This is a genomic window from Legionella antarctica (genome assembly GCF_011764505.1).
Lineage (GTDB): Bacteria > Pseudomonadota > Gammaproteobacteria > Legionellales > Legionellaceae > Legionella > Legionella antarctica.
Genome location: NZ_AP022839.1, coordinates 267,801 through 286,898, shown reverse-complemented (window position 1 = coordinate 286,898; position 19,098 = coordinate 267,801). Strand labels below are relative to the sequence as shown.

The window sequence follows — 19,098 nt, the reverse complement described above, 5'->3', positions numbered from 1 at the left end:
TTTCATAAGGAACTGCTGATAAAATGAACAATCCAGCAGTGTTAACTTATTTTGTCTTTCAAAACAGTTGTTCTAGTCTCTAAGACAAAAGCAAGACCTGATTCCTGAAATTTAGCGCGGAGAAACAATAAATGTTAGAAAAGTTTGATCAGTCTCTAGAGAATTTAATTTATATTCACAAGAATACAAACGAAAGACAAGCTAGATCTTTACTATTAGCCAAAGTAGAACAAGTAGAGGCACTTGGTAAACAAAACCTTGTTGACAAACAAAAATTATGGCTATTAAGAGACAGCAGTGTAGCTGGGCTCATTACTTTTGAATCGATTGTTTATGATCACGCATTGGATCAATGGCTAATTCAAAACCCGGTTCGTTATATGAATTCGGTGAACAAAGGTTGGGTGATCAATAGTAAAGCTTTTGCATCTCCAGCATTTGATGAAATAGTAAAACAATCTGGTGGAAGGCAAGAAATTACTTCTGAGAATGAAGTCGCTCTTATTGAGAGACTTGTAATACAGATACTTAAGACTAAAAATTGTAGTATGGCTGATCACATTAGTCCTTTAGTGCAGAAAAATACCCACCTTGGGGCGAAGAATCCCCATGTAGAGGCAAGAAAAGACTTTTCATTGCCTGATTATTTAGTAAATATTTTGATTTGCCCATTGACTAAAGAGGATATAGAAACAGCCGGATTACAAGGAGCTTTGCCTCTTATGACGCATCCTGTCGTTTTAAAAGATGATGGCAAAACGTATGAACGTGATGTATTAGTTGCGCGCTATAAAGAGTTGGGTATTGATTTAGAGGAGGGGGCTCATTACTACAATAATTTTGTATTGAGAAGTATTATTAGGTCAATTCCCACACTAGAAACATCCCCCACTGAGTATTCAGAAATATTTAAGAAAATAGACGAAGATGAATTAATGGACGCAATCACCCATGATAATTTTGAGGAGGCCGTCATTTCTCCAAGTGGTTTTTCTTTTTCAAAAAAAGCAATAACCGAATATATCGATGCAAAAAAAACAGGGCTTATGGAGCCTGTAGTTTCAGATCCGATGTCTCCTGATGTAGCAATAGGGAAAATGGATCTTATTCCCAATGAGAATTTAGAGCTTTTTGTTAGACTGTGGCCAGAGTTCTATAATTCCATCGACTCTAAAGTAGAATTAAAGTAAGCACGTGCAGATTTTGATAGTCCATCGAGATAAGGAAATATCTCGTCCTTACCAGCATTGCAACGTAATTCTGCAGTAAAACCGTCTAACTGCTGGTATTTAGGTTGGGCGGAACACAATTAAAAGCCATTTTTTGTGATCAGCTTTCATCCTCTTGATAGCCTAAAAGCTTGGTCAAACTACCATTTTTAGGGTTTTTATGTCCTAAACATCACCCTTTATTGCATATTCTAGAATTTAGAATAATAAATATCTTTATGACCTAAGGTTTCAGAAACTAAATAGTCTTTTCCGCCTGGTATGTGTGCAAAACTATTAAACCCGAGTAAAGGGTTAATCGGCAGGAAAGTCTCCATGCCCTACATTACAAGGCAACGTATGGGATCAGAGCTGGTATCTTCCTCTGAAACCTCCCCCCGCAGACGATTAAACTCATGCGCCAGATATTGCTGACTTATCAGCTGTGACTTTATATCTTGAGCAAAGTCTGTGTGTAGATGATAAGTTTTTTCTATAAAATCAATAGTCTTTGCCAAACAAGACGATGTTGCCATGCTGTCTATTAAACTCAACTTAAGTATATTGCTCTCATTAAAAACAACAGGAGCTTCTTGCAACAATAGCGCGATACCCTTCATTGTTTCTTCAACCTTTTTTTGAATATCGAATATATGGCCTATATAGGTAAAACTAATCATAAGTATTTTACCGAACTTATTAAAATCAAATTGAATGGATTGTAGGGATACTCTGTGTCTTTGCTGCGCATTTGGCATTAAAACAAATGCAATGCAGTCTTTTGTCGTCTGACTTCTAAAAGTACTGTACATTTTAAAATATAAAATCGAATCTGCATCATCCTTGGATTTAAACATTTGGGGCATGTCGTACTCCTTTATCCAGCATGCTTCGGTTAGGCCATCGACTCAATGGCCCGGCATGTATCATTCATTTCTTTAAAATCATATATACCTAATTCTTTGCCTTATTAACAATCGTTTCAACAACTTCTTGAATATACTGTGATTAAGCTAATATTCCCAGCTGTCTTGATTGATTATTAACCAGTGCTCTGTGATTTGATGTTTCAGTGGGTATCCATATCTTTTCAACGACCAATTAATTGCCTCTGCCAGAGACTAATATAGGCGCGGTTTTCTGGACACAAAAAAAGGTTTTTTAAGAGCTATTCTTCTTAATACAAAGAGGAGAATAAAATGTCTAAAAAGCGAGCTTATTATACGGCGGCCAAGAAGGCAAAAATAACGCTAGCTGCGATTGAGGGGAAACTCACACAAGCGCAAATTACCAGTGAATACGGTGTTCACGCAACGCAGGTAAAAACTTGGAAGCAATCGGCCATCAAAGCCATTAACGATTTATTCTCTGGGGCTAATGAAAAAGAAGCCAAGTCCCAAGAGCAGCTTGTTGAGGCATTATATCAAGAAATTGGTCGACTTCAAGCGCAGCTATCTTGGCTAAAAAAAAAGCATGAACTTTAGTCTGGATGAAAAGCGCGTCATGATTGATCCTCTTGCCGAGCTCACCATTCGTGAACAATGCTTGCTATTAGACTTGCCTGTTTCAAGTTATTATTATAGTGCCAAGCCCATTTCTGTCGAAGATGAAGCGCTTATGGCGCTACTTGATGAGCACTATCTGCAGTATCCATGTGAAGGTAAAATTAAGCGGGCAAGATGGCTGTCAAAAGAAGTAGGCTATCCTGTTGGTAAACGTCGAGTAAAAAAGTTGATGGAAATGATGGGGTTATCGACTGTTTACCCAAAGCCAAATACAAGCGTTCCCAATAAGGAGCATGAGGTGTTCCCTTATTTATTAAAAGAGGTGGATATCACCAAACCAAATCAGGTTTGGGCCGCAGATATCACCTACATCCGCATGAAAGGAAAGCATGTGTATTTAGTAGCTATTATGGACTGGTATAGTCGTTATGTGATTGGATGGGCTATTTCACCTACTATGGAGGCTGAATTTTGTATTGAGGCGCTTAGAAACGCTTTGCTGCATTCGCGTTGTGAGATCTTTAACACGGATCAGGGTTCTCAATTTACCTCAAAAGATTGGATAAATACGCTAAAATCTCACCACATTTCTATCAGCATGGATGGGCGAGGACGTTATTTAGATAATATATTTATCGAGCGATTGTGGCGTAGTGTTAAGCAAGAAAAAATCTACCGGTATGATTTTGATACAATTGAAGAGGTTGAGCTGGCCTTAACGGAGTATTTTGAGTATTATAATAACCGAAGGCTTCACCAGTCCTTTAATTATTTAACGCCCGCAGAGGTGTATTATGGCCGGAAAAGACCATAAACCCTAAATGAGAGCGTCATGACTTACCCACAAGGCCCACAGGCCTATACGAGAAAGTGAAGCTCTCCTGACCTGTGGACTTGTGGATAAGTCATTCTGATAGAGTTGTGGTAAAATGACCTAAGACAATTCGTAGTAGCAATCACTATTCATACGGTATTGAGTAGGTTTAAATAGGTTAATTTGAGTGAATTTTTAACTATAAATGATGGATGAATAGCTCTTATTTTTCCTTAATTTTGTTCCAGACATGCGGACCCATATCACTTAAAGATAGTTCATTATCCGTCTCACATCTTGAAATGATGGGCAAAGGCTGAGAAGCTGAATATTTGTATTACGAATAAACTTATCTTTTTTTTATAATTTATTCCTTTCAAAGGTCTAAAATTGACAAATTAATTTAAATGGTAGATAAAATTAGGCCATGGTCGGGAGATGAGGGAGACGTTCTTTAGAGCACGCCATCAACTTGTAAATAAGGACTCAATCAATTAGTGAATTACCCAAAAAATGAATACTGAAGAATAGCAACAAATAATAGAAAAACTGAATCAAGAAATGAAAAAAATGTTAATATAGGCCATTTCTAGTGCTATCGGAAGTTTAATGAGTTTTGCAGCGACTATTCTACAATTTGTATATGGCGGTATAGACTATGATAAGCCGTTATGGCAGCTCATAGCAGAACAGCGAATGAAAACCACAAATAATGGTCTGCACCCCGGTCGCTTTGTCAATTGCATCGAAATAACCATGCATGCTTATAAAGCCTTATTGTTACAAAGCCCAGTGTTTCCCTCGACATCACCTCTGCCTACGCTTCCTCCGTTTATTCCTGGTTATTTAGCAGCAGTGCACAAGCGAATACTGTCTTTGGATGAAAGCAAACAGGCGTATTTCTTTGAGGAAAAGAACTGTTCTTTCTCAACATTAAAAACAATTTTGAAAAAAAATAACGTTCCTTTCTATAGTCACCTTATTATTATGGCTAGTCTGAAAAAATTACCTGGCGGTCATGCCTTGTCAGGCATTGTCTTGCCAAATGGTTTATATCTGTACGATGCCCAAGGGTTTTTACCGGAAGCGTGGTTAGATGAAAATCAGTTTGACGAGTTTTATTCTATTTCTCACGTCTACGTACATGATTCGGAAACTTCACTCAAAGCTATTGAAGTATTTATTGAACAATGTAAATCTGAATCAGCCCTACCAATGTCGCCATTGAAAGAAATTCAACCCAATGATGAGCCGTTATTGCCCCCTGTGTTGTTAGGTCAACGCTTGCTTGAATTTGTTCAATTGGAATTGTTCCGATTACAAGCCAAAGCGACAATAGCTGCTGGCATAGAACAGCCATACTTGCAGGAAAAAATTAAAGAATATGGGCAAATATCGGATGATTTGCTCAACACCGAATCAAACACTAACTTACTGGTGTCACGAATTAAAACTCTGGTTAATACAGCAAAGATAGTAAAATGTCACCGATATTCACTCAACTGGTTCGATCCGCAATCTCTAGACTATTTTAGAACGTTTTTTACTCCACACTCGGAAATTAAAGTATACACAGGCACATCATCTTTCATTGAGATTAACGAGTATCTTCAGAGCTATTTAATGCACGAGATTATTCGCCTATGCCTATTGAATGAACTTGATAATAAATATATTGAAAACAAAATCAATAATTTTATTGAAGAATTGGAGTACTTGGTTTCCGGGCAGCTGAATGGGGCGCATTTAGATTCCACTTTAGAACGTATAAACACCTTGTCAACTCAAGGGCGACATTGGTTTGGTATTTGGGGATCTAAATCAGAACTTCATTACAAGACCTATCTTGAGCCGATTAAAAACATACTCATTGACGCCCAAGAGAACGTGATCTGGCAGCAACCCTTTTAAGGAAAACATTGCTCCAACAAGATTAGGCGACAATTCGTAACGATCTTGTTTTTTTGCAGTGCTATTATTGATAATTTGTTTGAGGAACTTTGCGATGGATAAAGATTTAACAAAATCGCCACATGAACGCCAAAATATCTTAAATAATCGTTATGCTATTGCCCAAGCAGAAAACCATTTATCCCTTGGTGGTATCCAATATAAAGATGAAACATTTTTTACTAAACAACAAATCTTAGAATTATTTGATATAAGTGATGCAACGATTGAAAGATATCTTTCTACGCATGCAAAAGAACTTAAGGCAAATGGCTATATGCTTCTTCGCGGGAAAAATCTTAAAGATTTTAAAGCATTAGCTGCTGGTACCCTCACAAATGAGGGTACCAAAACATCTATACTTGGTATTTTTTCTTTTCGCGCCGTTCTTAATTTGAGTATGCTTTTAACCGAAAGTGATAATGCTAAAACTATACGATCCCGTGTTTTAGACATCGTTATTGACGTGATGGCGGAAAGAGTAGGAGGGCATACTAAATATATCAACCAACGAGATCAAGATTACCTTCCTGCTACTTATCAAGAATTTAGCTACCGACAAGAGTTCACCGATGCTTTGCGTAATTATTTATCAATGGGAACTTTCAAGTATGCTGTATATACAAATAAAGTATACCAGGCTATTTTTCATGAAAATGCCAATGAATATAAAAAAATTCTAAAGTTAGCGGAAAAAGATAATTTACGAGATACATTTTACGCTGAGGTATTACGTGCTATTGCCAGTTTTGAAAGTGGCCTTGCTTCTGAAATGAAAAAATTCTATGAAGATCATCAACGTATGCTTGAACCTTCAGAACTAGATAGTTTAATAGCACAAGCAGCCCTTAATCCTTATCTAAAACCAATGATTGATGATGCACGCACAAAAATGGCAAGCCGGGATTTATGTTTTCGCGATGCATTGCATGATAAATTACAAACTTATATTCAATCTGTTCCAGAAGTTGATTTTGAAAGATTTTTAGGCGAGACAAGTAAAACACTGGAAGAAAGATTGAACGATCCAGAAACTCTTGCTGTTTTCAAACGGTTGAAGGATCGCTAATAATGAATCAAGAAACTAAGCTGCCCTTATTCTATTTCGATATTCAACATGCGATTGAAGTACAGGCGTGGATTATTGAAAATTCGGGGGGATTACCTGGTATTAAAAATTTGAATGAATTGGAAAGCCCGTTATCACATATACAAAATGATGATTATTATCCTGAAATAATGCATAAATTATCACATTTGGTATTTTCCATTAATAAACATCATGCCTTCAATGATGGTAATAAACGCTCTAGCATTGCTCTTGGAGCCTATTTTCTAGAATTAAACGGTTATGATTATGTAGTTTCACGTTTTGTCAGAGAAATGGAAAATATTGCTGTTTGGGTAGCTGATAATGTTATTTCAAAAGATTTATTAACGAAAATAATCCAATCATTAATTTATGAAGATGATTACTCAGAGTCAATCAAACTTGCTATTGTTGCTAGTCTCAATAAAAATGAAGAGTCATAATATAGCAAGTGTAACGATTCTGGCAGTAGCCCCATCGGGGTTTATTAGCTAACACCCCGAACAATATCACTTTTGAAGTTATTCCCTCCCTATTAGCTATACTTTACTACATAAAGACTTGCATGTTGCTTTGGAAGGGAAAACCATGACTGCTTCAAAGTTAACCAAATCAAAATTCAGATTGGCATTTGAATGCCCAACAAAACTCTATTATGTGGATAAACCGCAATATACCAATCAATTAATGGAGAACTCCTTTTTAAAAGCATTAGCTGAGGGTGGCTATCAAGTAGAGGCATTAGCTCGATGCTATTTCCCAGATGGTATATTCATGACTGGCAAACCAAGCACTGAGTCAACAAAGCAACTACAAGAAAATGAGTCTATTACGCTTTTTGAAGCAGAAATACAGTATCAAGGATATTTAGTCCGCACAGATATTCTCATAAAGCACCAGAACCATTTAAAATTAATTGAAATCAAAGCAAAATCTATCAGCAATGAGGAAATCAAAAAGATTGAGAAAAGAGACGGAACCATAAACGCTGAATGGAAACCGTATATTGCTGATGTAGCATTTCAAAAGTGGGTTCTTGAGCATGCCTATCCCAATTACCGGATCTCAAGTTACTTAATGTTGGTTGATAAAGACAGCATCTGCCCTACTGACGGATTGAATCGCAAGTTTTTACTAACAAAAAGTCAATCTGGCAAATTCAGTGTAAAAATCCTAGAGCCACTAACACCTGATGATTTATCAGTTCACTTGCTTAGAGAAATTAGCGCCGATCATTTGACTGATAAAATTTGGACTGAGCTTGATGTAACAGGACTCTCTTTCACCGAAATATTTCATGAATTTAGTCAGCAATATTTTGTTCGAGGCGAATTAAAATACGTTCACCATGGCTTTTGCTCCATTTAGGCGTAAATTTAGCATGCCATTCACGCGCAACCGCTTCAAAGCTATTTTCATCAGCTATTTTCTTTGAGCGCTTAATCGAGTTTTTTAATATTCCAGGATCAATTGTATTGGTTAATTGTCGGCGTGCTTCATCCCGAGCCTCTCTGGCAGCAGCTAAGCTCACATCAGAAAACGCACCAAAAGAGAGTTTTTTCTCAACGCCTGAAAAACGATACTTAAATTTCCAAAGCTTTGAGCCGTTAGGATTCACTAATAAATATAAACCTTTCTCATCAGCCATTTTGTAAGGCTTCTCTTTAGGTTTAGCACTCTTTATTTCTACAACAGTTAGGGGTCATGGGGGCCTCGTCTTTTCACTATTACATAAAGCCCCTAAATAAGCCCCACTTTTCGGTAGGCTCTTGGGGGCTTTTAATGAATCTTGTTGGACGAAGGATAAATAAAAAAGGCCTTTATATCAAGGCCTATAGGATGTTTTTGGATGTCTTAGGTATTCAATATGGTGGGGCGGCGGCTATTTAATTGATTGGTCAATGTTTTGTATTTAAAAGGTTATTTTCATGCTATATAAAAATATACCCCCAAATGCACCCCCTTTGAAAAGATATTGGAATATGTATTTTAACTTTTAGCTAAGGTTTTCTGATGAAAATAATATGCCACGGCTGCATAGTATTTCTTTTATTGTCCCATCACCTAATGCTGTCCTAAAGTCAAAGGATAGGTGGGTAGATATTGGAAAGTTAAGTGATATTCCGTTGTTCAAGACATAGGTTCTAGGGATTAGAGCCGATAAAGAAACTCTCATTTCCTGTTCATTCTTGTACTTGTTGTCTTTCATATATATGTACTCAATCAAGTTAGGCCTTTCTGTGCTTGACTCTACTTCGTTCCAAGAGAGATACTTTACTAACCCATAGTTAATGCTAAGAAAATTACTCAAAGTTGGCCCATGGGTTTGTATAATTTGCGATTTCTGGATAGTTTCATTCAAAGTGTTTCTAAGTTTTTCAAAATTGAAAACTAGACAAACCTTGCCTTTCTTGCCTCCTTGACCATAATTTCTCCAAATATAATCGGTGTTTTGGACTGAAAAACAACATGCATAAGTTCTTTGCCTAACGTTGTCATAATCTTGGTCTAAAGTGTGGCTTGGTTTAGACTCCCAGTATGTTTGTTTGTTCGCTTTACGCTCATTAGGTGGTTGCTCACCATCATGATGATCGGCACCATTGAAGTCTTTATAAGAATCAACACGGTTAAAATAAAGGTAGTTACTCGCTATTGAGCGAAAAAGATTCTCAAGTGTCATAACCTTGTATAGCAATTGTTCGCCTGAGGGAGCATTCAAATAACAAGCTTGAGGTTCAATCATAAGGTACGATTCCTTCATTAGATTAGTGCTCAATGTGGACAATATTAATTATAGTAAATAGGATTTCATCTTTATTTGGTTACGCCACGCATTTACTTTTTAAAAGAAAAAACCTCCTGAATTTCAGGCTGATTATATTCAGCATGTCCTGATTTAATTATTAGATTTTCAGAAAGTTTTATATTTACTGCGGTATGAGTATGGCCACATAAAACTAAAAACTGAATATCAGCATGTTTTCTGGCAAAACTCATAATCACATCACCAGTGGCTTTTGAAGCAAAATAAGGCAGCCAATTTTCATCGCTTGGTTTATCCTTGTGCCAACTGCTTTCAGGAAATGGTGGGATATGAGTAGCAATAATTACTTTTTTAATATCAGTGTCAATTGCATCACACAATGTCCCTTGGAGAACTGAGGCATCTGTATCAGCCAATTTTTGCATTTCCCTTTTTAAGGCAGACTTATTCAATAAAAAAGCTTGGTATAACTCAGCAATCAGACGGCTATCATTTAGACTCACTAAGCTATGATCAAAATCCCCATAACGCGCATCAGCCCAGCCATCATGCCCTACTAATACAATACCATCAGCTAATGCTAAAGTTTTAGGCTCCCCAAGCCAAATAAGATTTTTATTCTGAGCACATAAAGCTCGAACTTTTTCACGAACATTATTAACGCTACCAAAATAGTAGTCATGGTTACCTAATACAAAATAAATAGGTTTATTTGTATATGTACTAAACTCCTGAAGAATTTCACAAACATCTTTTGCCTCGGCTATATCTCCAGTAATCAAAACTTTATCAGCACCAGTTTCAATGACATGTTGGTAAAATTTCTCTCTTACTTCAACCTTTAAGAAGTTGAGATGGATATCAGTTAGCCAAGCAATATTCATTTATTTCACCACGTCAATAATGGTATTTATCCGTGATTCAACGATTTTCTTTCGACTCTCAGACTCTAGTGAATAGTTTAAATGCCCAGGTAAGGCTTGAAGAAATTGCTCGTTATTCATTAATAATGCAAATTCAGAGGCGAGATACTGCTTTAAATTATCGGATTCGCATGAAACATCACTAGTGATTTCCGGTCGGCCATCAATTACCGAAATAATATCTTCCAGATCATGGCTTAATAAAAAATCCTGCTTGCCACGATCTTTAAATGCTTCCAGCTTAGTTGCCAAAAAATAAGGCGCAGAAATAACTTTTATATTGATATTGTCAGTTATATTGTGGCTAATTGCATTTTCTTGCGCATCCTTATACCACTTGTTAGAAAAGCCCAACACACTTTTATCTATAGGCATGACGTCAATTAAAATTCCATCACAGTCCCAACGACATATTGGGTGATCACCAGAAATTAGTTCTTTAAATCCTTTTTGTCGTAATTTCTCAGCAATAGCATAATAACTCGGCCTAGTGATAACGTTTACTATACAATCTACATCCACAGTAAAACGTACATCAGGCGCGGCTTTGTCTGTTATTAATAAGCCAGTGATACTGCCACCGACAAAAGTTACTTCATTACATAAATCCCCAAGCCGATGCGCAATTAAAGAAAGGGATTCGATATTTCTTTGAGCCGAACTTCTATTCATGCGGTACCTACTTTTTTGGTTTTAATAATGTGGATATTTTCTGTGCAGCAATCTGTCTTTCCCTTACCCGCCCTGAACGGATAGCATCAATTAACGTCAATAAGTCATAAAATAGCGGATCTGGGTGCTTTGTCACAGATTCAGGCACTGAAGAATATAAAGGCTTTAATGCAAGGCCACGATCATTGCCTTCGCCATATGGCCATACAGGAATTGGGTCACTACCCGCAACAATTTGATCACTTAGACTAGGTGCAGCATAACTAGTTGGAATACCACGAACTAGTTCGCCTAATTTAGCAGGAAAGACATACTTTAACCCATGAAGAAAAAACTCTACGCAGGCTTGAATTATGGGTTGCGGCTTGGCTGGGGGGTGGTATGGTGTAATTAAACCTACTGCAACTAATCGTTTTAATGCGTAATTAATTTGAGAAGGAGTAAGACACAATTCAAATGCAATACTATTTTGAGACCAGTTTTTATCTGTTTGATAAACTAACAGTTTAGCTAGAACTACAATGTCTTGTGCTTTAATCATTGAATATCGCCCTTATTCTATATTCTAGAATTTAGAATATAGAATGCTTTTAGTCAACTATAAAGTGGCATTATCTAGCATTAACCTCTTTCTCAACACGAAGTCTTTGCTTGTTGTAAGATATTTTTCCTCTGTAACGAGTCTTTAGTTTTACGACTATGCGACAAGGAACTTGTGTGGTCAAGCCAGCATTATATTCTTGAATGGCTGTGCCATACTCCCATTTGATTCCTTTTCTATCGAGAACTTCTGTACAGATTTCACTAAATCCTCCTTTAATAATAGGTCTGTTAAGCATTTCATTAAAAGAAGCTTTAGCGTAAATACCAGATCCAATTTTAATTAGCTTATTTGCATCAACCAGCTTCTTAAAAACACGGCTAACCTGACGATAAGAACCCAGAGCCGTAAGATCCTGGCGCAGAACCACATTACCACGGATCTTCTTGATACGTTGAAGTGCTTTGTATTCTACGCTGTCTTTATATTTTACGGTCATGATAACTCGCCGATTTGGGACTTATTTATTTTATAGCACAAACGGATATAGCGTCAATTTAGGACATATAATCGATGGCTTAATAAACAACGGATTATAATTTAGCTTATTAATTTTATTTAAATTCCATCAGATAAAACAGTGATATTAGACCATGTGAAGCATTAACATCCTTTTCAAAGAATGTTAAATATCATTATGTGCTATGATTAAACATAAACAATGGAAGTGGAAATGTCATGATTATTTGCGCATGGATATATAATTACGCATGTACATTTCTTAATCTTATTTGGGCTATAATTTCATCACCTATTTTTATTGCTGCAATCCTAGCCCCAATATTTGCAATTAAAACCTACTTAAAGCAACAACGTGTTTCTCGCATCCAACGTATTTATTATGAAGAATCATTACTTGATCAATTGAAGCATTTAGACAACGCCATTGATCTTACAAGTAAAAATTTAGCCTATTTTGAAAATGCTATTAATTTAATATTAAATGACCTTAAAGTAGGAGCAGTGACAATTGCTACTATCACATCGCTAAATGAAATTGCAAAGAAAATAGAAGCACCTACACTTTATCAGGTATCCAAGAGAGAGATTTTAATTATTTTGTTCAAAAAACATGGATATATCGCCCAACAATGGCTATTTAAATACGATAATGATTTTAGTTCGTTTAATTTACACGTGAGAGAAGTAATATCTGGTTTGGCAACAGAACTACTAGCGAATCCCAGTTTGCAACAAACAACAATTACCGCTTATGCGCAAGAAATTAAAGATAATTATAATTTAATAATGCGTCACTTTACATTTGCGTATTTGTTCAATCTTATTGTGTCACGAGTAGGAGTTTTGGATTTTAAATCACAAAAAACACTAATAAATGATATAGCAAAAGATTGTATGATTAGCTCTACTTTAATAAAAATTGATAAAGTTTTTAAAATTCTATTCGGGTATTTCAAAATAACAGATAAAACTTTTTTATCATATTTAGAAGATGAAAATGGCGATAGATTTAAATTTAACATTGATCAACAAATCACAATAACAAAAGTAAAACAAGCTCCTCCACCTGAAGATCAACTACGTATTATCAAAAACGACTTACGGCTGGCTCAGCTAAAAATTGAAGTAAATAATTTGCAAAAGCATTATTCATTCATTCAAATTGAGATGGCAAATTTATGTTCATTTGATGAAAAACCACAATTTTATCGTGAAGCAGAATCATTTGATACTTTTAAATAGAGCCTACTAAAAAATGGATTGGATGAACACATCGCACTGCTTATTACTACAAATTATAATTCACAAAAACTCTAAAATGTTTACTAATTCTCTCTTAAACTGAGAAATTTTTTTCGACAAAGTCCTCACATCTGAACGTCTAGCCCCATGTTTGTAACTATTTCTACAACTCATAGCCTTACCTTCTTGTGTCTTTGGGCCGGTTGAGTACGTCCACGGTTTCTGAAGACGAATCAATTGTGCCTGCGCTAATCGCTCCTCCAATGTCCACTTTCTCATTAGTCACCTCGGATATCAGTTCGTTTGCAAATTTTTTATTTTTTTTAAAATTTCCAGACTCAGATTCTATTCCATTATTTACTTGTTGATTAATTGCATTGTTCTGCTGCTTAACAAACGTTGCACGGCGCGGATGTTTTAGTTCTGCTAAGGTAGCCAATGTTTTTCTACATTGTGATTGTGCTCGAAAAGCTATATTTGAAAAAACTTCGATCTGATTAATCATATTAACATCCGCCAACTGCTTCAATGCATCATAAAAAATATAATCTAGTGTTTTAGCTTGAGTCATTAGCATTTGCTCTACTTCTTTAAGATTACCATCATTTACTTTATTAGCACTGGTTGCTAGCTGATCCATTACTGTTGGAGCATCAAGTAAGCGACCTCGACCATGCAAATGATCAATTGCCATGGCAGCACTAGCCAAACAACTTGTTTGAACTATAGAACTATTAATTTTTTGCTGTTTTAATTTTTGTTGACTGTCTGCTGATTTTGATCTAATTGCCATTTTCCATTACCTCACGAAGATAAGTATTTGCTGCAAATCTACCTTTATTCTGTTTCTTGAAGTCTACTTTTTCATCATTCATTGAATCAAGCCAACATTTTATATATTGCTCAAATAGCGTTACAGTAACGCAAGCATAACCAAATGATTTGAACCATCGTTTATCATCAAATAATAGCTCTAAACCTGCTTGCTCTGCTTGTCCAAAGAATGCATCAAAAATATCAATAGATTGAATCTGTGTATTAATAACCGGCGCTAATATTGCTAATTCTGCTAACGCAGGTTTATTATTTTTTATAGCATTAGCAGCATTAGCAGCATTAGCAGCATTAGCAGCATTAGCAGCATTAGCAGCCATCCTTCGTTGCTGAATTTCTCCCACGAGTCGTGCAATAGTCATTTTCAACTCTCGTTTTTGTTAAGCAACGCAGGGTTTAATTCAATGCAGTTTGGGGTTGTATCAATGTTCAATCGCGCCCTATATCTTTCCTGCAATTCACACAAGGCTAATCTCATATCTGAGGTCTTTCTGACACAGGATGGGCCATTTTGAAGAACAGCTGATGTGGGTACTGCGTGCACCTTATTTTTCTTGCAATACCTGATTAACCAGCCTTCTAAGCGGTCTGCACTGGCAAGTTCCGGCGAAAGTGAAAGTTCGCCAAAAAATCTTTTGGATTCATTTAAATGCCATAGAGCAATCAAACTTGCTCCATCAAATGACTCGGCACTAACCTCTTCGCTATCACCAAATTCAAAGAAGCTAAGCAATGCCGCCAATCGAGCTGCATTATCTGCTAATTTAGATGCAACATCCCTAAATTCATAAAGATCCCCACCCTGATGCAATTCACCTTCGATGGTGTCATGAAACTTAATCCATGCTAATTTTGCTAAAGGTGCTAATGACATGAGCTTAGGCGTCAACACATCATTTTTTATAGGCGGCGGACTATTTAGGATTTGTGTAATACGCTGCTGAAATATGGCAAGATGTGGCCACCATTCAGGAGCTGCTGTAAAAAAACGCTGACCTTGTGTTGATGCTGGCCATGAAAAGAGAACCCGTGCAAAATACCCAATCCCACGAGCTAAAGAGCCAAGTCGTGAAGTAAACTCTTTGATAGTAATTTCTTGGACTTGCACAGCCATAGTTAGTCTAACTTCTTGTGCCCCAAATGATTCAGACGTGCGTCTGTCTGTGGGAATGCCTTTTCCATCCCATCCTTGGTTATACGTTGCCAAATTGCGCATCACGGTATCTTTATTCATGCTATGAGCACCAAAAACAATCCCTCCCTCACTAGATATGATGCCCGCAGATGGCCAAACCATCGCTAAATTGCTTTTCAATGCTTCTGGTGTTACATCAGAATAAATAAGTCTTGGCACTTTCGGTGGTTCTGGTTTTGTAAATCCAAGAGAAACCAATCTAGATTCTAGATCTTGTGTGCATTCTCCTTTGGCCGCTTTTTTTCGGATTTCATTCTTTACTCCATCACATTGCGCCTGCCAAGCCTCTTTTTGTGCATCATATTTTTTAATCAACGACTTTGCTTTCACTGCTTTGCTTTGTTCGTATTCGTAAATAGCCTTAGTAAAAAAATTGTCACACGTAGACTTTCTTTCTCCTGAATCCGCGATAGTGACCATGAACAACCCTGTTGGGCCGCATAATTTTCCATCACGTTGAATATCAATGTATGTTTGGCACGTCAATGAAATAGAACTCAATGCTGATGCTGCAACCAAAGCCATAGGAGCCTTTGTGTAACTTTGAACCTCTATCACTGCTTCACGAATGATTAATGGCAATACATCCAATGGGTAGTCTTGTTGTTCTATTGTTGTCGTTAGAGCCAATGGTTCAGGCCATTCATGTGCTTGCGCCATCTCAATTGGCAGCTCATCAATAAAAGGTAGTCCATATAAGGTTTCTTGATTAGCCTCAGGATTCATTTTTAGCCAATCTACTACATCACATTTTTCTGCCAATCCAAGCTCTGCTACATCAACATACCTAATACGACAATTGAGCGATTCTAAAAGGCTAGATACTTCCTGCGCATAACAAAGGCCTGAGTCATCGAAATCTCGCCAAATAATAATGTTTCTACCCCGAAGTGGTTCCCAATCTACCGCGGCAATGCTGCTGCTTCCTCTTGATGTCGTGGCTATAAACCCTAAGCGCTCAAGGCAGTCTACCTTATACTCTCCTTCCACAATCCAAACATGTCCTTGAGAATTTTTCACCAAATTGCTTAAGTGATACAAAGGCTTTAGTGTTTTGAGTTTAGGCTCACCAAAAATCCATACGTTTTTGTCTGCACAAAAATGAAATGGCCTGATCCATTTTCTCCCGTCAGGATGCTTTAAACGAATCCTAATGTAGATTACATTCCCTTTATCGTCATCGTACACATGCAGTGCCTGTGGTATATACCCTTCATTAAGCTCATTTTTGGCATAGTGTCCAGCAAGTTTTTTTGCTATTGGCTTTAATGTTTCTTTATCCATGGCCCCACGCTCCTAATTGATTAACAGCATCCGTGAAGCCAAGTTTGTAGCGAAGCCTATGAAAATCGAGTACATCGCCTCCTTTTGTACCACATGCAAAGCACCGAAAATGTCCATTAACCATATTAATGCTTAGACTTGGAGTTGAATCATCATGAAAGCAGCATCGAACCTTGACCCACTCAGATTTAATCTTCAAGTTTTGAAATTGTTTACTATAATAGGCGGCAGGTGTTGGGAGTAATGAACGATCAAATTTACGCCCAATAATTTTTAAATTGCTATCTACGTTTGTTTTGTAAGCCCTCGTTGCGCCAACGAATTGAGGGTTTCTTTCTATCTTCATTTATCACCCCCATTCATTCGGCTTGATTGAATACGTTCCTCTATCCAAGCGGTTATTTCCTCTTCAATCCATCCAACACTTCGTGAGCCTAAAGAAATTGATTTTGGAAAATTATCTTGAGCCATTTTGAGGTAAATCGATGATCGTGATAGACCCGTATATTCTTTCACAACTGGTAATCTGAGTATTTTGGTTTGATATTTGAGATTGGATAACTCTGGCATTTAGGCGCTCCTTGAATTGCCATGGAAAACGCCATTAGAACTGAAAATTAGACCTTCAGTAAGGGCATAAGAGGGGCGTAAAGGGTTGCACTCTTATTTAAATTTATAGTGTACACTCCCTGTATAATTCGATATGCATCAAGGATTCTGATGGGTGTACACCCACCAGTTTTTTTAAATAAAAAATTTTTTATTTGTTCCCGCCTGATCTGTATTTTTCGGGACGGATAAGCGTATCAATTGCATTAGCAACCCGTTGAGTAGCACCCTGTTTTTCAATCCATTCTATAATTGCTTCTTTTTTTGGAGGATGACTGGGGTCAAAATTCAGCCAAAACTCATCGATTGCTTTATACATTAATTCTAACGCTGGGGTTATATAAGATTTAGCCTCCTTTGAAGGAGTTTTTGATTCAACAATTTCTTTGTACTTTGATTTTTCAATTCTCAAATCAAGGTAGCTAACATTTTGCGGTAAATTATAAGAATCTAATATTTTTGTGAAGGGATTGCATTCCTCAAACTGTACGACAATTTCAATTCTTTCTGGAACGGAAGAACGAACTTTATCTAAATCACCTAATGTAAGTTTGTAAGGTAAATTATTATGCTGATTGATCACATATAGCTGCAACTCATTATTACACCCCATACGTAATATCTTTTTAGCCTCTTCCATACTCTCTATCAGGAAAAGATCATGAATGTTTATCATTGTTAGCCCTTAGTTTATTTTTATTATTGAATCCAAATAATCAGCCCAATCTTGCATCATCTTTTTTCGCTCGGGTAAATGAGCAGTACGGTTATAGGCGCGTCCATTAGGGTCACGAACAGCATGTGCTAGTTGATGTTCGATAAAATCTGGACGCACTCCTAATACCTCATCAAGCAGTGTTCTTGCAGTAGCCCTGAATCCGTGACCTGTAGCCTCTTCTTTACTTATTCCTAAACGCCGAAGTGCTGCTAAAATTGCATTATCGCTCATGGGTCGATGACTGCTGCGCGCACTTGGGAACACATATCGACCACCCCCTGTCAATGGATACAATTCTTGTAAAATAGCTAACGATTGTTTTGAAAGAGGTACAACATGGGGGGTATTAGTTTTCGTAACGATATAGCTCCATTCTGCTTTTTCAAAATCAACAGCTGACCATTCAGCATGACGTAACTCACCAGGGCGAACGAAGATAAGGGGCGCCAAACGTAGAGCACAGCGTACAATTAAGGTTCCTTCATAACTGTCAATGGCTCTTAGTAATTGTGCGAATTGTTCTGGATTTGTTTGAGCAGCAAAATGTTTACCTTTAACTGGAGGTAATGCACCTTTTAAATCCTGAGAAGGATCACGCTCAGCTCGTCCAGTTGCAACGGCATAACGAAATACTTGCCCACAATTCCCCATTGCTCGATGTGCAGTTTCTATTGCTCCACGGTTTTCTATGCGCCGAAGTACTGCTAATAAATCTGGGGATGTAATTTCCGCTACGGGCTTTACGCCTAGCCATGGGAAAACATCGCGCTCTAGACGACGAATGATTTTATCGGCATGACTGGCAACCCAATTTACTGAATGCTTGGCAAACCATTCACGGGCTACAAGTTCAAAACTATTTGCTGCCCGATCTGCTGTAGCAGTTTTCATTACCTTGCGGTGTTCACCAGGATCAATATTATCTGCAAGTAACTTTCTAGCCTCATCACGCTTTTCTCTAGCTTTGGCAAGCGAGACATCGGGATATATTCCTAAAGCAAGCAATTTTTCTTTGCCACCAAAGCGGTATTTCATGCGCCAGTAGCGACTTCCCTTCGGGGTAACATAAAGATATAAGCCTTTCTCATCTGAAAGCTTAAATGCTTTTTCTTGGCTTTTGGTGGTACGTACTTTGACATTAGTTAGTGCCATTTGGGGGTATCTCCATCACAACTTGTCGAAGTACCCCCAGATATACCCCAATAAAGTATTGGCTGTTGGGGGTAC

General features: G+C 37.2%; 22 protein-coding genes. 8 read left to right on the top strand and 14 right to left on the bottom strand.

The genetic code is table 11. The features are described 5' to 3' along the window. Nucleotides 1–131 precede the first annotated feature (131 nt). Nucleotides 132–1,190 (top strand): RING finger protein, encoded by a 1,059-nt coding sequence (locus tag HRS36_RS01470; RefSeq protein WP_173235852.1) that lies wholly within the window; start codon nt 132–134, stop codon nt 1,188–1,190. A 359-nt stretch (nt 1,191–1,549) separates the two neighbouring features. On the opposite strand, the gene HRS36_RS01465 is transcribed toward HRS36_RS01470, so the two are convergent. After that, nucleotides 1,550–2,074: a hypothetical protein gene (locus tag HRS36_RS01465; protein WP_173235850.1), complete on the bottom strand. Its 525-nt coding sequence runs from the start codon at nt 2,072–2,074 to the stop codon at nt 1,550–1,552. Between the two features lie 333 nt (nt 2,075–2,407). On the opposite strand from HRS36_RS01465, the gene HRS36_RS01460 reads away from it, so the two are divergent. From HRS36_RS01460 to HRS36_RS01435, 6 genes are all read left to right on the top strand, one after another. After that, nucleotides 2,408–2,692, top strand: coding sequence for a transposase (locus tag HRS36_RS01460; protein ID WP_173235475.1), 285 nt, complete (start codon nt 2,408–2,410; stop codon nt 2,690–2,692). Then, entirely contained in the window at nt 2,682–3,527 is an 846-nt protein-coding gene (locus tag HRS36_RS01455; RefSeq protein ID WP_173235473.1) for an IS3 family transposase, read from the top strand. Before HRS36_RS01460 ends, HRS36_RS01455 begins: the two co-directional genes overlap by 11 nt. A 609-nt stretch (nt 3,528–4,136) precedes the next feature. Next, nucleotides 4,137–5,438: a hypothetical protein gene (locus tag HRS36_RS01450; RefSeq protein ID WP_173235848.1), complete on the top strand. Its 1,302-nt coding sequence runs from the start codon at nt 4,137–4,139 to the stop codon at nt 5,436–5,438. 94 nt (nt 5,439–5,532) lie between these two features. Then, nucleotides 5,533–6,546 (top strand): DNA-binding protein, encoded by a 1,014-nt coding sequence (locus tag HRS36_RS01445; RefSeq protein ID WP_173235846.1) that lies wholly within the window; start codon nt 5,533–5,535, stop codon nt 6,544–6,546. A 2-nt stretch (nt 6,547–6,548) separates the two neighbouring features. Beyond that, nucleotides 6,549–7,010, top strand: a complete 462-nt coding sequence (locus HRS36_RS01440) for a type II toxin-antitoxin system death-on-curing family toxin (protein WP_173235844.1) — start codon at nt 6,549–6,551, stop codon at nt 7,008–7,010. A 145-nt stretch (nt 7,011–7,155) separates the two neighbouring features. Beyond that, nucleotides 7,156–7,935, top strand: coding sequence for a hypothetical protein (locus HRS36_RS01435; protein WP_197933205.1), 780 nt, complete (start codon nt 7,156–7,158; stop codon nt 7,933–7,935). Here the strand turns inward: HRS36_RS01435 and HRS36_RS18575 are convergent. From HRS36_RS18575 to HRS36_RS01405, 6 genes are all read right to left on the bottom strand, one after another. Further along, the gene (locus HRS36_RS18575) at nt 7,871–8,215 is read right to left on the bottom strand and encodes an integrase arm-type DNA-binding domain-containing protein (RefSeq protein WP_267313917.1); all 345 of its coding nucleotides are present in this window, start codon (nt 8,213–8,215) and stop codon (nt 7,871–7,873) included. The genes HRS36_RS01435 and HRS36_RS18575 overlap by 65 nt on opposite strands. A gap of 348 nt (nt 8,216–8,563) precedes the next feature. Then, nucleotides 8,564–9,310 carry a DUF2971 domain-containing protein gene (locus tag HRS36_RS01425; protein WP_226905540.1) on the bottom strand — a complete coding sequence of 249 codons (747 nt, stop codon included), beginning with the start codon at nt 9,308–9,310 and terminating at the stop codon, nt 8,564–8,566. A gap of 92 nt (nt 9,311–9,402) precedes the next feature. Then, on the bottom strand, nt 9,403–10,215 hold the full coding sequence (locus tag HRS36_RS01420; protein ID WP_173235842.1) for a metallophosphoesterase family protein: 813 nt from the start codon (nt 10,213–10,215) through the stop codon (nt 9,403–9,405). Further along, nucleotides 10,216–10,926 carry a hypothetical protein gene (locus HRS36_RS01415; protein ID WP_173235840.1) on the bottom strand — a complete coding sequence of 237 codons (711 nt, stop codon included), beginning with the start codon at nt 10,924–10,926 and terminating at the stop codon, nt 10,216–10,218. A gap of 7 nt (nt 10,927–10,933) precedes the next feature. Next, a complete protein-coding gene (locus tag HRS36_RS01410; protein ID WP_173235837.1) occupies nt 10,934–11,467 on the bottom strand; it encodes a helix-turn-helix domain-containing protein in 534 nt (177 codons plus the stop codon). Between the two features lie 70 nt (nt 11,468–11,537). Beyond that, entirely contained in the window at nt 11,538–11,966 is a 429-nt protein-coding gene (locus tag HRS36_RS01405; RefSeq protein WP_173235835.1) for a DUF6088 family protein, read from the bottom strand. 239 nt (nt 11,967–12,205) lie between these two features. Here HRS36_RS01405 and HRS36_RS01400 point away from each other — a divergent pair, with 239 nt between their 5' ends. Continuing rightward, nucleotides 12,206–13,231 (top strand): hypothetical protein, encoded by a 1,026-nt coding sequence (locus HRS36_RS01400; RefSeq protein WP_173235833.1) that lies wholly within the window; start codon nt 12,206–12,208, stop codon nt 13,229–13,231. A 178-nt stretch (nt 13,232–13,409) separates the two neighbouring features. Here HRS36_RS01400 and HRS36_RS01395 read toward each other — a convergent pair whose 3' ends face one another. The 7 genes from HRS36_RS01395 to HRS36_RS01365 all read right to left on the bottom strand — a co-directional run bounded on the left by HRS36_RS01395 (nt 13,410) and on the right by HRS36_RS01365 (nt 19,023). Further along, nucleotides 13,410–14,024, bottom strand: a complete 615-nt coding sequence (locus HRS36_RS01395) for a hypothetical protein (protein WP_173235831.1) — start codon at nt 14,022–14,024, stop codon at nt 13,410–13,412. After that, nucleotides 14,014–14,427 (bottom strand): hypothetical protein, encoded by a 414-nt coding sequence (locus tag HRS36_RS01390; RefSeq protein ID WP_173235388.1) that lies wholly within the window; start codon nt 14,425–14,427, stop codon nt 14,014–14,016. The genes HRS36_RS01395 and HRS36_RS01390 overlap by 11 nt, the downstream gene beginning before the upstream one ends. 2 nt (nt 14,428–14,429) lie before the next feature. After that, the gene (locus HRS36_RS01385) at nt 14,430–16,544 is read right to left on the bottom strand and encodes a YfjI family protein (RefSeq protein ID WP_173235829.1); all 2,115 of its coding nucleotides are present in this window, start codon (nt 16,542–16,544) and stop codon (nt 14,430–14,432) included. Next, entirely contained in the window at nt 16,537–16,890 is a 354-nt protein-coding gene (locus HRS36_RS01380) for a CHC2 zinc finger domain-containing protein (RefSeq protein WP_173235827.1), read from the bottom strand. The genes HRS36_RS01385 and HRS36_RS01380 overlap by 8 nt, the downstream gene beginning before the upstream one ends. Next, on the bottom strand, nt 16,887–17,114 hold the full coding sequence (locus tag HRS36_RS01375) for a helix-turn-helix transcriptional regulator (protein ID WP_173235825.1): 228 nt from the start codon (nt 17,112–17,114) through the stop codon (nt 16,887–16,889). Before HRS36_RS01375 ends, HRS36_RS01380 begins: the two co-directional genes overlap by 4 nt. A 190-nt stretch (nt 17,115–17,304) precedes the next feature. Further along, entirely contained in the window at nt 17,305–17,793 is a 489-nt protein-coding gene (locus HRS36_RS01370) for a hypothetical protein (RefSeq protein WP_173235823.1), read from the bottom strand. A 45-nt stretch (nt 17,794–17,838) separates the two neighbouring features. Further along, entirely contained in the window at nt 17,839–19,023 is a 1,185-nt protein-coding gene (locus tag HRS36_RS01365; RefSeq protein ID WP_173235821.1) for a tyrosine-type recombinase/integrase, read from the bottom strand. Nucleotides 19,024–19,098 lie beyond the last annotated feature (75 nt).